This window comes from Streptomyces albiaxialis (genome assembly GCF_039530985.1).
GTDB classification, from domain to species: domain Bacteria; phylum Actinomycetota; class Actinomycetes; order Streptomycetales; family Streptomycetaceae; genus Streptomyces; species Streptomyces albiaxialis.
Map to the genome: position 1 here is coordinate 527,056 of NZ_BAAAPE010000007.1, position 14,208 is coordinate 541,263.

General features: G+C 72.3%; 16 protein-coding genes. 2 read left to right on the forward strand and 14 right to left on the reverse strand.

All coding sequences use genetic code 11. From position 1 onward, the window contains the following. Positions 1–32: 32 nt before the first annotated feature. The 5 genes from ABD343_RS13350 to ABD343_RS13370 form a co-directional block, all read right to left on the reverse strand. The gene (locus ABD343_RS13350; protein WP_344527537.1) at positions 33–782 is read right to left on the reverse strand and encodes an OmpA family protein; all 750 of its coding nucleotides are present in this window, start codon (positions 780–782) and stop codon (positions 33–35) included. Between the two features lie 4 nt (positions 783–786). Beyond that, positions 787–1,386 carry a hypothetical protein gene (locus ABD343_RS13355; protein WP_344527539.1) on the reverse strand — a complete coding sequence of 200 codons (600 nt, stop codon included), beginning with the start codon at positions 1,384–1,386 and terminating at the stop codon, positions 787–789. 31 nt (positions 1,387–1,417) lie between these two features. Next, positions 1,418–1,972: a hypothetical protein gene (locus ABD343_RS13360; protein ID WP_344527541.1), complete on the reverse strand. Its 555-nt coding sequence runs from the start codon at positions 1,970–1,972 to the stop codon at positions 1,418–1,420. A 44-nt stretch (positions 1,973–2,016) separates the two neighbouring features. Beyond that, positions 2,017–2,223 carry a hypothetical protein gene (locus ABD343_RS13365; RefSeq protein ID WP_344527542.1) on the reverse strand — a complete coding sequence of 69 codons (207 nt, stop codon included), beginning with the start codon at positions 2,221–2,223 and terminating at the stop codon, positions 2,017–2,019. A 215-nt stretch (positions 2,224–2,438) separates the two neighbouring features. Then, entirely contained in the window at positions 2,439–3,260 is an 822-nt protein-coding gene (locus ABD343_RS13370) for a response regulator (RefSeq protein WP_344527544.1), read from the reverse strand. Positions 3,261–3,651: 391 nt separating this feature from the next. Here ABD343_RS13370 and ABD343_RS13375 point away from each other — a divergent pair, with 391 nt between their 5' ends. Together ABD343_RS13375 and ABD343_RS13380 are read left to right on the forward strand one after the other, a co-directional pair. Further along, complete coding sequence (locus ABD343_RS13375) at positions 3,652–4,215, forward strand: hypothetical protein (RefSeq protein ID WP_344527545.1); 564 nt, start codon at positions 3,652–3,654, stop codon at positions 4,213–4,215. Between the two features lie 96 nt (positions 4,216–4,311). After that, complete coding sequence (locus ABD343_RS13380) at positions 4,312–5,022, forward strand: SDR family oxidoreductase (RefSeq protein WP_344527547.1); 711 nt, start codon at positions 4,312–4,314, stop codon at positions 5,020–5,022. On the opposite strand, the gene ABD343_RS13385 is transcribed toward ABD343_RS13380, so the two are convergent. The 9 genes from ABD343_RS13385 to ABD343_RS13425 all read right to left on the reverse strand — a co-directional run bounded on the left by ABD343_RS13385 (position 4,991) and on the right by ABD343_RS13425 (position 14,205). Then, a complete protein-coding gene (locus ABD343_RS13385) occupies positions 4,991–5,275 on the reverse strand; it encodes a TRIC cation channel family protein (protein WP_344527549.1) in 285 nt (94 codons plus the stop codon). The two genes, ABD343_RS13380 and ABD343_RS13385, sit on opposite strands and share 32 nt — an antisense overlap. 75 nt (positions 5,276–5,350) lie before the next feature. Beyond that, positions 5,351–6,571 carry a sensor histidine kinase gene (locus tag ABD343_RS13390; RefSeq protein WP_344527550.1) on the reverse strand — a complete coding sequence of 407 codons (1,221 nt, stop codon included), beginning with the start codon at positions 6,569–6,571 and terminating at the stop codon, positions 5,351–5,353. Positions 6,572–6,681: 110 nt separating this feature from the next. After that, positions 6,682–7,575 carry a DUF5936 domain-containing protein gene (locus tag ABD343_RS13395; protein WP_344527552.1) on the reverse strand — a complete coding sequence of 298 codons (894 nt, stop codon included), beginning with the start codon at positions 7,573–7,575 and terminating at the stop codon, positions 6,682–6,684. A gap of 4 nt (positions 7,576–7,579) precedes the next feature. Beyond that, positions 7,580–8,578 (reverse strand): type II secretion system F family protein, encoded by a 999-nt coding sequence (locus ABD343_RS13400; protein ID WP_344527553.1) that lies wholly within the window; start codon positions 8,576–8,578, stop codon positions 7,580–7,582. Positions 8,579–8,588: 10 nt separating this feature from the next. Then, positions 8,589–9,947, reverse strand: a complete 1,359-nt coding sequence (locus ABD343_RS13405) for a TadA family conjugal transfer-associated ATPase (RefSeq protein WP_344527555.1) — start codon at positions 9,945–9,947, stop codon at positions 8,589–8,591. Between the two features lie 26 nt (positions 9,948–9,973). Next, positions 9,974–10,387, reverse strand: a complete 414-nt coding sequence (locus ABD343_RS13410; RefSeq protein ID WP_425578191.1) for a TadE/TadG family type IV pilus assembly protein — start codon at positions 10,385–10,387, stop codon at positions 9,974–9,976. A gap of 323 nt (positions 10,388–10,710) precedes the next feature. Continuing rightward, on the reverse strand, positions 10,711–12,474 hold the full coding sequence (locus ABD343_RS13415) for a CpaE/TadZ family protein (protein WP_344527556.1): 1,764 nt from the start codon (positions 12,472–12,474) through the stop codon (positions 10,711–10,713). A 28-nt stretch (positions 12,475–12,502) separates the two neighbouring features. After that, complete coding sequence (gene cpaB / locus ABD343_RS13420; protein WP_344527557.1) at positions 12,503–13,249, reverse strand: Flp pilus assembly protein CpaB; 747 nt, start codon at positions 13,247–13,249, stop codon at positions 12,503–12,505. Then, entirely contained in the window at positions 13,246–14,205 is a 960-nt protein-coding gene (locus ABD343_RS13425) for a hypothetical protein (RefSeq protein ID WP_344527558.1), read from the reverse strand. Before ABD343_RS13425 ends, cpaB begins: the two co-directional genes overlap by 4 nt. Between the last annotated feature and the right edge of the window lie 3 nt (positions 14,206–14,208).

Consider the following 14,208-nt stretch of genomic DNA (forward strand, 5'->3'; position numbering starts at 1 on the left):
GGGAGGCGGGCGCGGTCGTCACCGTCCGGGCGTCAGTCTTCCTTCCGGGGGAACGAGACCTCGACGCGCCGGTTCTTCTTCCGCCCCTCCTCCGTCCTGTTGTCCGCGACAGGGTAATCCTCGCTGTAGCCCCGCACGTTGAAACTGACGTCCGAGCCGAGCGCGGTCGCCAGCTCCGACTGCACGGCGGACGCGCGCTTCTTCGACAGCGTCTTGCCGTGTGCGTACGAGCCGAGGTCGTCGGTGAACCCGAAGACGTTCACCTGGTCCGCCTCCTGCTTCTTGGCCTCGTCCGCGATGGTCTTGATCCGCGCCTTGGCCCCGCTGTTCAGCTTGGGGCTGTCCTTCGGGAAGAGGACCTCCGCCTGGAGCGTGAACTTCGTCTTCTCCGTGCTGTCCTCGCGGCGCTCCTCGCCCCCGAGGTCCTCGGTGACGAACTTGATGTCCAGCACCTTCGGCTCCGCGAGCTTCGCCCCGTCCGCGAGCTTCAGCCCTTCGGCGTCCGGATCCACCTTCGTCGGCGGCTTGGAGTCCCCGATGTTGTCCGGCGGCTCACTGAACCCCTTCTCCCCGGGCCCCGTCTCCCCCGGAAGGGAGGGGGCCGCGCCGGTGGGGATGGTGGTGGGGTCGTCCGTGGGGAGAGTGGAAGGCGTGGGCAGCGTGGACGGCCGCGAGAATGAGGGTCTCGGGGTGGGATCGTCCGCGTAGGCGACCTCGGCGGTCACACCGAGAACGAGCGCGGTCGACGCCGACGTGCACGCGACGGTGCGAAGCAGCCGCATCTCGTCACTCCCCCGAGATCGTGATGCTGGTGGCGGGGAGATCGGCCATCTGGAAGTCGACCTTGTCGTTCCCCTCGGGGGGCGCCGGGAACTGCGCGAACCAGGTCTTCGTCTTGCCGGGGAAGAGCCCGCCCTTGAACGAGGTGCACAGGCACCGGCCCTCGGTGTCGCGCAGCACGTAGTAGCGCTTCTTCCCGGCCTTGTCGACAAGGCGGGCAGCCGCCATGGACGAGGGGTTGGCCTTGGCCACCTCGGTCTCGTCCGACTTCCACTCGACGCCGCTCCAGGCACCGGTACCGGTGTTCTTCACCTCGCCGGAGAGCGTCACGAACCCTCCCTCGTCCCGCTTGGCCTGCGTGATCGTCAGCACGACCTTGTCGGCGCCCTTGAGTTCGGCCAACGGCTCGCCGTCGGAGGCGTCGTCCCCGGCCTGCTCGCCGCTTTTGTCCTCGTTCTCTTGCCCGGAGGGTGCCGAGGACTTCTCGTTGCCGTCACCGCCGCCGTCGTCACCACTGCTGCAACCGACGACCGTGAGGACGAGGCCCGCTGTGATCGCCACAGCGGCTATTGCCCTGCGGCCCGTCATGGTGCGCCGAATGCTCATCTGTCGCTCGTCCTCTGTCGTCGTTGGCTCATCAGTCGGCCAGCACCACATCGAAGAGATCCGCCGGCTTCAGGTCGATGTCCTCGTCGTCGGGGTCGATCGTGAAGTCCTCGTCCTCGCAGGTGATGTGGATCTCGTCCCCGCCGCCCTCGTCCTCGTCGGGCTCGCAGAGGGGCTGGATCACCGCGGTGGCCTCCGCCTTGGCCTTCTTGTTGTCCGTGCCGGGGACGATCGTGTCGCCGGTGTCGAAGCGCGTTTCGATCTCCACGGTGTAGCCGTCGTCCCCGTTGCGGGTGATCGCGTCGCAGCTCAGTACGTCCGAACGGTTCTGGCCCGCGAAGTGGTCGGCCTCGCCGCAGCCATCGCCCTCAAGGGGCCCGTCGCCCGCCAGCCACTCCTTCCACGCGTCTCCGTCGTCGAGCGCGTCCATGAAACCGTCGAAGAGTTCGTCCCGGTCGTCCTGGGCGGCGCCGAGCGCGGCCGAATCAGCCGCCGACTGGCCTCCGTTGCGCACCGTGCTGGCCTGGGCAACTGCAAAGAAGGCGAACGCGAGAAAGAGCAGACCCGCCATCACCACGGCGTACATGATGAGGGTCTGCCCCTTGTCCCCGTACGGGGTCCGACGACGGTTCAGCCGCCCAGAACCTGGTTGACGGCGTTGAGGATCGCCGTGGAGATCAGCGCGTCCAGTCCCAGCGCGCGGATCGCGATGATGATGCCCGCGACCAGGATCACGATGCCCGCGTATTCCGTCGCGCTCGCGCCGCGGTCCGCGTAACGGCCGCGCATGTGGGTCACCAGTCGGTCCCGCCAACTCCTGCGCCTGGAACTCGGCATCGCGATCTCCTCCGTACGTGGCTGAGAGGGTGTCCCCCACGGGGCCCGCGGCGCGGTGCGCGGTACCGGCCGCCGGTGGGGGGCCGCCGGTACCGCCCTCGCTGCTGACGGGGGGACCGTACTTCCGGTTCGTACGGGACCGCATGGGTCCACGGGCCCAACGGGAGGCCCAATCGTGCGGATCGTGCGGATCGTGCGGAATTCCGCGTCGGGGGTCAGCCACGGCCGCTCGCGCCCCCTCCCGGTGCCGTGCCGAGCCAGAGGGCGATGGCCTCGCTCCGGCTGGAGGCCCGCAGCTTGGTGAAGATGCGGTTGATGTGGTTCTTGACCGTCTTCTCGCTGATGAAACAGGTGGCGGCGATCTCGGAGTTGGTCATGCCGGAGGCGATGAGGTCCATGACTTCCACCTCCCTGTCGCTCAGACTGTCCGTCAGACCGTGCGCCACGCGGTGTTGCTGTCCGGATGCAGACTGTGCCACAACTCGTTGCGGCGGCGAAGAGGTACGCGAAATCCGGGACGGAATTACGGGGTTTGACGGCCGGAAATCATCCGTCGCCGTGCCGAGGGATTCCGGTAGGGGGTACGACGCGGTGCGGGCGCGCGCCTGGTCGAGGACGGCGCGGGAGGCGGTCGCGGAGAAGGGGGCACGGCCCGCCGCGACGTCGTGGACGGCGGTGGCCAACTGGTCCGCGTCGAACTCGCCGTGGACGAGATAGCCGCGGGCCCCCAGGCGTAAGGACTCGTGGACGATCGCGTCCTCGCGGCTGTACGTGAGCATCAGCACCGGCGCGAGCGCGACCAGGTGCGGCAGGGCCGAGATGCCGTCGACGCCGGGCATGCGGACGTCGAGGAGGACGACGTCGGGGCGGTGGGTCCGCGTCACCTCGTACGCCCGCGCGCCGTCGGCCGCCTCGGCGACGACCGCGAGGTCGGGGCGGCCCTCCAGCAGGACGCCGAGCCCGGCCCGGACGACGGGGTTGTCGTCGACGACCACGACGCGGAGCGCGGCGGACGTGCTCCGCGTGCTCTTCCGCATGGTGCGCCGCCTCCTCTCGTCCGCCGGGGTGGTGCGTGAGGGGAACGTGTGACCAAGCGGTCACGTACCGTCCCTCACCATAGCGACGGGCGGTGCGGGTGTCCCGGCCCGCGGCGGAACGGCGGGACGACGGACGGGTGAATAGGCGAATGGGCGGATGGGCGGAACCGGGGCTGGGAGACCCGGAGTTGGGCCGCACCGGCCGCATCGCTCGCCGCACCGTCCCCGCCCCGTTCCCCTCGTCTCTCGCTCCCCTCCCTCGCGCGCCCCGAAACGCTCCAACCAGCCATTTTCCGCTCCCGGTGGCGCGTTCGACGGTCTAGACACGAACGTCTGTTCGAGGTTCACTCGAAGCATGGGGGAACGGTCGAGCAGCTCAGCGGAAGTACTCGTGTCCGGGTCCGAGCGGCCCGGGGTCGAGGAGAGGTGGCGGGGATTACCGGGCCGGGTGCGGCGCGTGGTGGGCTGCGCGCTGGCCGTCGTCCTGCTGATGGCCCTGGGGAGTTACGCGTACGCGCAGCGGGCCGACCGGCCGCCGCCACCGCCGCCCGGCCCGCCGCGCCCCGCGCAGGCCGTGCAGATGTGGAGCACCGGCGTCGGGGACCTGACCTCGAACCCTTCCGGGACGTTCACGCTGGGCTTTGTCGCCAACTCCTCGTCCAAGGTCACCGTCGAGCGCGTCCGGCAGACGTACGGCGGGATCCAGCTCGATCTGTACGGGGACCGTCCCGTCCGGGTGCCGCGCGAGCGGCGGGTCACCGTCGACGCGCGGATCGTCTCGTGCTCCGGGCTGCCGCCGGACGCGCGGATGCCGGTCGTGGAGTTCACCGTCCGCAACGCGCGCGGCCGCCAGACCTTCCGCTTCTCCCCCGGCGAGCGTTACGCGCAGGCCCTCGCCGCGACCGTCCGTACGGCCTGTGCGCGCGAGGGGCGGGCCGTGCCGGGCAGCCGTTGACTTCGAGTGTGCTCCAAATGGTTCAGTCAGGGTCGGCCACGTCGGCTGCGTCAGCTACGTCGGCCACAACATCCTGACACTTCTGGGGAGTTCCGTATGAGCACATCGCCCGTCACCCTCATCACCGGCGGCAGCAGCGGGATCGGTGCGGCGGCGGCGCGGCGCCTGCTGGAGCGGGGGCACCGGGTCGCCGTCACCGGAAGGAGCGAGGAGCGGCTCGCGCGGTTCGCGGAGGAGGCCAAGGAGGTCGCGGAGCCCGGGCGGCTGCGGACGTTCGCGGGGGACGCGGCGGACTTCGCGCACGTGGAGGCGGCCGTGAACGGGACCGTGGAGGCCTTCGGGCGGCTCGACCACGCCGTCGCCAACGCCGGTTTCGCGACGGCCGGTTCGCTGGCCGACGGCGACCCGGAGGAGTGGCGCGCCATGGTCCTCACGAACGTGCTGGGGCCCGCGCTGCTCGTACGGGCCGCGCTGCCGGCGCTGCGGGAGTCGCGGGGGCGCCTCGTCATGGTGGGCAGCGTCGCGGGCTTCATCCACTCGCCGGGGAACCTGTACGGGGCCACGAAATGGGCCGTGACCGGACTCGCGGAGAACACCCGGCGCATGGTCACCGACGAGGGCGTCGGCGTCACGCTCGTCGCGCCGGGGCGGGTCGAGACCCCGTTCTGGGAGAACTCGGGCCGGGTCCCGGAGGGCAATGTCCTCAGCGCCGAGCAGATCGCGGACGCGCTGGTCTGGTCCCTGAGCCAGCCCCCGAACGTGGACGTCAACACCCTCACCGTCCGCCCGGTCGGCCAGCCGGTCTGAGGCGGTCCTCAGCTCTTCTTCCGGAGAACGTGACCGTCGGCTCGTCGCTGACGTGCAGGGTGACGGTCTCGGCCTCCGGGGCGGGCCGGGGCGCCCGCCGGGCTCGCGGCAGCACCGGAGGCGACGGCACCGGCAGCGCGTACAGGTCGAAGTCCTTGCGCACCGCGAGGAACGCGCCGGACAGGGCGAACGAGAAGGTCCCCAGAAGGTCCATCAGGTACTGGATCGTGCCGCTCAGGTCCTCGACGTGCATCGTGCTGGTCCCTCTCCCCCTCGCCCCGTCCGCCACTCGCGTCACGTACCGGCACGGACGCGGGGGCGGAACAGGTCACTCGCGCTGTTCCGCGGCGGGCAGGGGGAGTTCGAGGAGGACCTGGGTCCCCCTCGGGGCGGCGCCGCGGCCCACGCGGAGGCGGGCGCCGATCTCCGCGGCGCGCTCCACCATGCCGAGGAGCCCGAAGTGGCCCGCCTCGCGGAGGGTGTCGAGGGTGACGGCGGGCGGGAGGCCGTGGCCGTCGTCCGTGACCGTGACGCGGTACGTGCCGCCCACGCGGCCCGCGGTGACCTCGACCAGCGTCGGCGCCGCGTGACGGTAGGCGTTCTCCAGGGCCTCCTCGACGATCGTGAGGGCCTGCCGGGCCTCGTACGGCCGTACGTCCGCCTCGGGGCCGGTCTGGTCGAAGTCGGCGCGGATGCCCGTGCGGTTGGCGAAGTCCTTCACCCTGTGCCGGAGTTCGTCCGTGAGGTCCAGCCCGGTCGGGGCGCCGCGCAGCCCGGAGAGGATGTCGCGGGACTCGGCCGCGGCGCGGCGCGCGGCGGAGGCGACGACGCCCGCCTGGCGCCCCAGCGTCGCGGGGTCCGTGCGGTGCGCGGAGCGGGCAAGGCCCTCGGCGGCGAGGGCGAGGCCGTGCAGCGTCTTGGCGACCGAGTCGTGCATCTCGCGGGCGAGCCGGGTGCGTTCGGCCTCGACGGCGTCCGTCACGGCGAGCCGCGAGCGGGCCTCGGACAGCGCCTGCGTGGCCGCGCCGAAGCGGAACATCAGGTTGCGCAGCGTCACGCCGACGACCCCGGCGACCGCGCAGAACCCCGCCAGCAGCAGGGTGCTGGCGGCCAGGGACAGGTCCTGCCCCCAGGCGTTGTACGCCACGCACAGCAGCGCCATCTGCAGCCCCGTGAACAGCCCCGCGCGCCGCCACCCGTAGAGCAGGCCCGCGAGGAGCGAGGTGCTGACGGTGATGTAGCCGACCGGCGAGTTCGAGGTGGCCGTCACCAGCATCGGGGCCAGGCACGCGGCGTCGGCGGCGAGCAGCGCGGGGTGGCGCAGCAGCAGCGGCCCGAAGCGGTCCCAGTCGCGCAGCACGGCGTACGAGACGAGCACCGTCAGACAGATCGCGCCGCCCACCAGCCACACGGGCAGCGAGGCGCCCGAGAGCGCGAACGGCGTGCTGACGGCGGTGATGGCGATCCGGAAGGCGAAGACCTGGCGGCAGAGCGCCTGGAGGGCGTTGAGCTGGATGCCGGGTGCCGGAGCGTCGGAGCCCGCATCCAAGGGGCGCGAGGAACTGCGCGACAAGCCACGACGAAGCCGCAGCCTGCGAAGCACAGCAAGGGGCTCCCCCTGCCCGGCCCCCGGGAAGAGGGCACGGTCGACAGCCACGGTCAGCCGCCGTTCAGGACGGACCCGAAGTCCGTGTCGGACCCGAGGATGAACGTCGCCACGATCAGGATCAGCGTGCCGGGCAGGAGGAAGGCGATCGTCGTCATCGTCGCCTTCGGCACGGTCTTGGCCGCCTTGCGGCGCGCGTTCTGCGCGTCCGTGCGCCGCATGTCCGTGGCGATCTGGATGAGCGTCTCCGCGATGGGCGCGCCCAGCTCCTCGCCCTGCTGGAGGGCGGTGACGAACTGGTCGACCTGGTCGCTGGCGTTCCGCTTGCGCAGCTCGTCGAAGGCCTGGCGGCGGCTGACGCCCATGTCCATCTGGCGCAGGGTGATGCGGAGTTCGTCGGCCCAGGGACCGGTGTAGCGGTCGGCGACGCGTTCGAGCGCCTGCCGGAAGCCGAGCCCGGCCGAGACGACGACCGCGAGGACGTCCAGGAAGTCCGGGAGCGTCCGCTCGATGACGCGCTTGCGGTCCCGGATCGCCTGCCAGATGCCCAGGTCGGCGGCGAACCAGCCGAAGGCGAGAACGAGGACCAGGAAGAAGACGCTCCCGGCGGCGAGCCCGAGCAGGCCCATGACGATGCCGAACATCCCGTACGCGGCCCGCCGCGCGGCGTACCGCTGGATGGTGAGGCCGCCGGGGTTGCCCGCCTGGTCGATCTTCTTGCGCTTCTTGTCGACCAGGGCCGGGCCCATGAGCTGGAGGACGAGGGGCGCGAAGCGCATGCCTATCCGGTCGATGGCGCGCTGGCGCGGCGTCGCGCGGGTGGCGCCGACCTCCAGCGCGATCTCCAGGTCGGGCGGCAGCCGGGTCTCCGCGCGGTACATCCGTACGCCGGTGAAGGCGCCGTAGACCGCGAGGCCGAAGAGCGCGGCGAGCAGCAGGGCGGTCATCGCGTCAGACCTCGATCCTGCCGAGGCGGCGGATGACGAGGAACCCGGCGGCGAAGAGGCCGACCGCGATCAGCATCGCGACCTGCCCTATCGGCGAGCCGGTGACGCGGGCGAGGGCGCCCGGCATCATCGAGTTCATCATCAGCATCGCGCCCAGGCCGAGCAGGGGGATGGTGAACGCCGTGGCGTTGACCTCGGCGAGCATCGTGCGGACCTCGCGCCGGGTCTCCTTGCGCTCCTCCAGCGTGTTGGTGAGGTTGCGCAGCGAGCCGACGATGGTGCCGCCCGCCCGGTTGGAGAGGACGAGGGTGGTGACGAGGACGACGAGTTCGCGGGAGGGGAGGCGCTCGGCCAGCTCGTTGAGCGCGTCGTCGATCGAGCGGCCGACGGCGAGCTGGTTGGTGACGAGGCGCAGCTCGTCGCCCGCCGGGGCCTCCAGCTCCTCGGCGGCCATGCCCAGGGCCGTACGGAGCGCGAGCCCGGCCGAGGTCGCGTTGGCCAGGATGCGGGACAGCTCGGGGAGCTGGTTGATGAACTGCTCGGTACGCCGCTGCCGCTGGTAGTTGAGGAACGCGTTCGCGGCGAGCACCCCGAACAGGCCCGCGATCGGCCCGAAGAACGGCGCGAGGACCGAGGCGGCGCCCAGCCACAGCACGGCCACGAGCCCCGTCAGATAGACGAAGAACTCGCCGGGCGTCAGGTCGAGCCCGGTCGCGGCCAGCTTGAGCTGGAGCTTGCGGCCCACGCCCGTGGCGCGCAGCCGGCGGTCGAGCGCGGCGAAGTGGCGGCGCCTGCCGCCGCTGCCGGACGGCAGCTCCAGGCCGTGGCCGCCGCTCGCGGTCAGCCGTTCGATCAGCGCGCGGCGGCGGGCGCGCCCGGAGGCGTAGGTCAGGACGCCGAGGGTGGCGAAGGCGCCCGCGACGAGCGTGGCGCCGAGCGCGAACTGGGCGGTGGCGTCCAGCGCGAGGGGGAGCAGTGGGGCACGAGGGGGCGGGGTCGTCATGGCGGGGTCCTCAGACTGCCTCTCTGGTGTCGAGCTGGTCGGCGGAGCGGGCCACGCCGAAGGCCGGGGGGACGGGTTCGCTGGCCATGTAGAGGCGGTCGGCCACGCGTGCCGGTACGGGCAGGTGCTCGAAGGTGCCGTGCACGCGCCCGTCAGCGGACATGGGGCGGGCCGCGAAGCGCGAGACGGTGGCTATCTGGAAGGTCTCCCTGCCGTGCGAGGCGAGGATCGAGATCTCCACGATCTTCCGGGAGCCGTCGGCGAGCCGCGCGAGCTGGATGATCACGTCGACGGCGGAGTTGATCTGGTCCTGGAGCGCGGCGAACGGCACCTCGACCTCCGACATCGAGGCGAGGGTCTGCAGCCGCATCAGCGCGTCCTCCGCGCTGTTGGCGTGCACGGTCGCGAGGGAGCCGTCGTGGCCCGTGGACATGGCCTGGAGCATGTCCAGGGTCTCGCCGCCGCGGACCTCGCCGACGATGATCCGGTCCGGCCGCATGCGCAGCGAGTTCCGTACGAGGTCGCGGACGGTGACCTGGCCCTTGCCCTCGACGTTCGCGGGGCGCGTCTCCAGCCGGATCACGTGCTGCTGCTGGAGCTGCAGCTCGGCGGCGTCCTCGACCGTGATGATGCGCTCGTGGTCGGGGATCAGCGCGGACATCGCGTTGAGCAGCGTCGTCTTGCCGCTGCCCGTACCGCCCGAGACGATCAGGTTGAAACGGGCCCGGATGAAGCCGGAGAGCAGCGAGAGGATGTGCTCGTCGAGGGTGCCGAGCCCGATCAGCTCGTTGAGCGTGTACGCGCGGGGGAAGCGGCGGATCGTGAGCGTCGCGCCGGTGAGGGAGAGCGGCGGGATGATCACGTTGACGCGCTCGCCGGACGGCAGGCGCGCGTCCACCATCGGGTTCGACTCGTCCACACGCCTGTTGACGGTCGAGACGATGCGCTCGATCGTCTGCATGAGCTGCTCTTCGGAGGCGAAGCGGACGGGGACCTGCTCGACGCGTCCGCCGCGCTCCACGAAGATCTGGTCCGGGCCGTTGACCATGATCTCGGTGATCGAGCCGTCCTCCAGGAGCGGTTCGAGCACGCCGAGGCCGAGCGCCTCGTCCACGACACGGCGGATGAGCAGCGACCGGTCCTGCGTCGCGAGGACGGGGCCCTCGCGGCTGATGATGTGGCCCAGTACGCGTTCGAGGCGGGCGCGGCGCTCGGCGGGCGTCAGCGCCGACATCTCGGCGAGGTCGATCTCCTCCAGCAGCTTGGTGCGGTAGGCCGACACGAGGTGGCTCGTGCTGTCGGCGGCGGGCCGCCCCCCGTTCTGGGACAGGGCGCCATCGGGCGTGGTGATGCGCGAGCGCAGGCTCACCGTCGGCCTCCTCTCTCTTCTCCGGCTCAGTCGCGGGGCATGGTCGCGGAGCGGCTGGCCTCGCCGAGGTTGCCGAGGCCGGGGATGAGGGACGGGATGGTCACGGTCGTCGTCACCTTCACCTCCTCGCCACCGCCGGCCAGCGCGAAACTCGCCCTGTTCGCCGTCCAGTTGGACATCGCGGCGCGCCCGCTGGCCTCGTACTGGTCTTCCGTGTCCTCGTGGGTGGCGGTACGGGCCGCCGCGCGGGCGCCGGTCCCCGCCTGCTGGACGGCATAGCCGACGAGCCCCAACTGGATCGCGGCGACGGCAACGAGGAGGAGCAGGGGCAACATCCCGGCGAACTCGATAGAGCTGGCGCCTCTGTCGCCGGAGCAGCGTCGCCGTACGTCCCGCCATCGCCGGGTGCCGGTTCGCCTGCGGCGGGCCCGTTCCCCAATCCCGCCCCTTCCCGGAACCGGGGGCTCCGCCCCCGGACCCCCGGCATCCCGCCGTAGGGCTCCTCGCCGTTGCCGAATTCCGGCACGTCGTGGCTGGTCGCGCAGTTCCCCGCGCCCCTTCGGGGCGCGGGACAGTATCGGTCTGCGGCTCCGCCGCGCGGGCGCGAGCGCGCGCAGCGCAGCGGTTCCGGGCGCGGAACGTGCCCCGTCAGGGGCGCGGGGAACTGCGCGAGCGGGCACGACGCGCCCGCGGTCTGCAGCGCAGCGGAAGGGGCTGCTCCTGGGCAGCAAGGAGCGCGGGGCACCATTTAAGTGACGGCCCTTCATTCCGGTTCGCCCTCCTCTGCCGCGCCGGCCTCGCCGTTCACGGTGAAGGGCAGTCCCGCCCCGCCCGGGAAGAGGATCGGGGTCTTCAGGTCGACGTCGGCCTTCCAGAGGTTGTCCCCGCGCGAGCAGGTGATCGTCGCGCCCTCGGCCCACTTGGCCGGAAGATGCTCCCGCGCAGCGGACTCGCACGCCCCCTGGGGGTCCCCGTACGCCGCGGCCGAGGTCGCCGCGCGTGCCGCCTCGTCGGCGGCGTTGCCCGCGAGGGAGAAGGTGTAGCCGATCAGGACGCACTGCCACAGCAGGACCAGCGTGACGAGGACGATCGGGGCCATGCCCGCGAACTCGACGGTCAGCGAGCCCCGGTCGGAGCCGAGATCGCGGCCGGGCGGCAGGGCGCGCTGGGCCGGGATGCCCTTGCCGCGCGGGAGTCCGGGCCCGGGCGCGGAGGACGTGTCGGAGGACGCGGCGGACCCCGAGGGGGACTTGCGGTCGGCGCCGCGCGCCTTCGGCTTGCGGCGGGACCGGGGCCGCGAGGCCCGCTCCTCGTCGGCCACGAGGCCCAGTTCCCCGGCGAGCGCCCACAGCGCCTGCCGGACGCTGCCGCGGCTGTCGAGGTCCTGGACGCGGCCCGCGTCCACCGCGGACTGCAGCTCCTTGAAGTTCGAGGGGACGGTGGAGCCCGCGACCGGCGTGCCGATGATGCGGGCGATCAGCGGGGGCTGGATCTCGGTGTGCCGGGAGGCCCGGTTGACGAGGGTGAGGGTCTCCTCGGCCTTGCGGATCTGCAGCCGTTCCCAGAGGCGGACCATGCGCCGGGCCGCCCGTACGGACACGACGTCCGGGGTGGTGAGGAGGAGCGCGGTGTCGGCGGTCTCGACGGCGGCGGCGTTGGCGGCGTTCATCTGGGTGCCGCAGTCGATGACGACGAGGTCGTAGCGGGAGCGCATCGCGGCGACGATCTGGCGGGCCGCGCGGTCGTCGACGTCCTCGCCGCGCTCGCCCTCGCCGGGGGCGAGGAGGAGGCCGAGCCCGGACTCGTGGGTGTAGACGGCGTCCTGGAGGACGCGGGGCGAGATGTCCTTGATGCCCGCGAGGTCGGCGACGGAGCGGCGGAACTGGACGTCGAGGTAGGAGCCGACGTCGCCCGCCTGGAGGTCCATGTCCACGAGCGCGGCGTTGCGCCCGGAGGCACGCGCGGCGAGCGCGAGCTGGGTGGCGGCGAGGGTGGTGCCGACGCCGCCCTTCGCGCCGGTGACCGTGACGACGGTGCCGCCCTGGCCGCCGGGCCCGCCGGGACCGCCGAGGGCCGCCATGCCCTCGGGTCCGGCGGCGGCGCCCAGATGGCGGCGTACGCCCGTCGCCCAGGCCGAGGCGGCGCCGACGCGCGCGGCCAGCTCGTCGTAGACGAGGGGCAGCCCGAGGACGCCGCGGGCGCCCGCGTCCATGGCGGCCGAGTAGAGGCCGGGGCTGGTGTCCTGGGTGATGAGGATGACGCCGACGGCCGGAAACCGGAGGGCCACCTCCCGGATCAGCTCCAGCGCGGGCAGCGGGCCGATCAGCTCGTGGACGAGGACGACTTCGGGCAGGTCGCCCAGGGACGGCGGCTCGCCGGGCCCGGCCTGCTGCGCGAGGGTGTCCAGGAGCTGCGTGGAGTCGATGGCGGGCGGGACGGGCTCGCTGTCCGGGAGCTGGCTGAGCAGGGTGACGACCGAACGGGCCGCGTCGGGATCGCTGACGGCGGGCTGGATACGAGTGACCATGGGCTGCCTCACGTGTCCTCACTCACCCTCACTTGTCGCCGGGGAGGGTGTAGGTGCGGTCGTCCTCGGGGACCTCGGCGTCATCGCCGGGAGCGACGAGGGCGAGACGGACGTTCTCGGCGAACGACTCGGCGTAGGCGACGCGCTGCGCGTCCACCGTGCTGAGGGCGAAGGTGATCGGGACGCCTTCGCGCTCGCGCTGACGGGCGCGCTGCTCGTCGGCGTCGTCGCCCTCCTTCTTCAGCGGGGTCAGCTCGCCCACGTCGATGACCTTGGCCCGGCTGACGATGACCTTGGACTGGGCGGGGGTCTTGTTCGCCCCGCCCTTGGAGCTGTCGCGCTGCTCGCCCTCGAACGTCGCGTAGATGTTGACGCGGCTGCCGGGGTTGATCTTTCCGGCGACGCCGGTCTCGGCGTCGATCATGATGGCGATCTCCTGCTCGCCCGGGGCGAGTTCGGGGCGCTCGGCCATCATGTCGGACTGGAGCAGCGAGCCCTTCTTCAGCGGGTTGATGGCGATCCGGTGCCGGAGGTCGTCGAGATCGGTGACGGCGGTCTCCGGCAGCCAGCGCTTCGGCATCGAGACCTTCTTGACGTGCGAGGCGTCCAGCGACCGGTACGCGGGCACGTCCTCCTTCAGCTCGTACGCCGTCGTCTCGTTACCGACCTTGGACTCGACGTTCCTGATCACGGCGAGCACCCCGGCGAACGCCGCGAGGGCGCACAGGAGCGAGACGACCAGGAGTATGACGCCGCGGCGCTGGCGTGAGTTCATCGACGGATTCCTCGGGGGTCGGCGACGACGGCCTGGGCGGCCGGATCGGGGGAGGGCGGAGCGGCCGTGTCCTCCGGCTGCCGGTCCGGGGCGCGGTCCGGGGCGTGGGAGGGGGGCGGGGGCGGCGGCGCCGGGGCGGCGCAGAACGCGCAGCGGTCACCGATGAGTTCGAGCCCGCACCAGTGGCACTCGTCCCTGCGCACCGACGACACGAGCTGGTAGAGCACCGACACGTCGGCGATGGCGGCGGTGAACTCGACGAGCTTGCCCGTCCCCCACCACCGCGCCGAGTCCCCCGGCAGCCGCTCCTCGGCGACCTCGCCGACCCGCCACTCGCCCGCCAGCTCGGTGTGCGCCCAGTCCGAGGTGAGCCCTCCGCGCGCGACGGTGAGCTGCGTGGCGAACTGCGGCCCGGTGAGCGTGGTGCCGCGGCCGATGTCGCCGGTGTCGCCCACCCGTACGAGCTGCGGCTGGGGCGCCGCGAGGCACGCGAACTGGGCGCCGGGCATCCAGGACTTGGTGTGCGAGGAGAGCGTGACCGGCACCCGGTCGAGCTTGGCGACGGAGCCCAGCACGGCGCCCGCGTACAGGTAGTGGGTGAGCAGCCGGGCCGCCGCGCCCAGCACTCCGGGGGTGAAGTCGCAGAGGGAGAGCTGCCGCAACTGCCGGACGAGCACGCCCGTGGCGAGCGGCGGGAGAGCGACGGGCAGCAGCGCGACGCGGTGGCTGTCGAGCAGGGAGCGGAGGGTGTGCAGCCGGTGCACATAGGCCCGGGGCAGGGTGGCCGGGTAGACGGCGATCAGATACCCGTGCTGCTCCAGCAGCGTGTGGGTCTCGGCCAGCGCCGCCTCCAGCGGCTGCTCATCGGGCGGCGTGAAGACGTGGGCGCGGGGGGTGTGGCGGTCGGGCGGGGACAGCATGTGGTCCTGGCTGGTGACCGCTAACGCCGTAGACACATC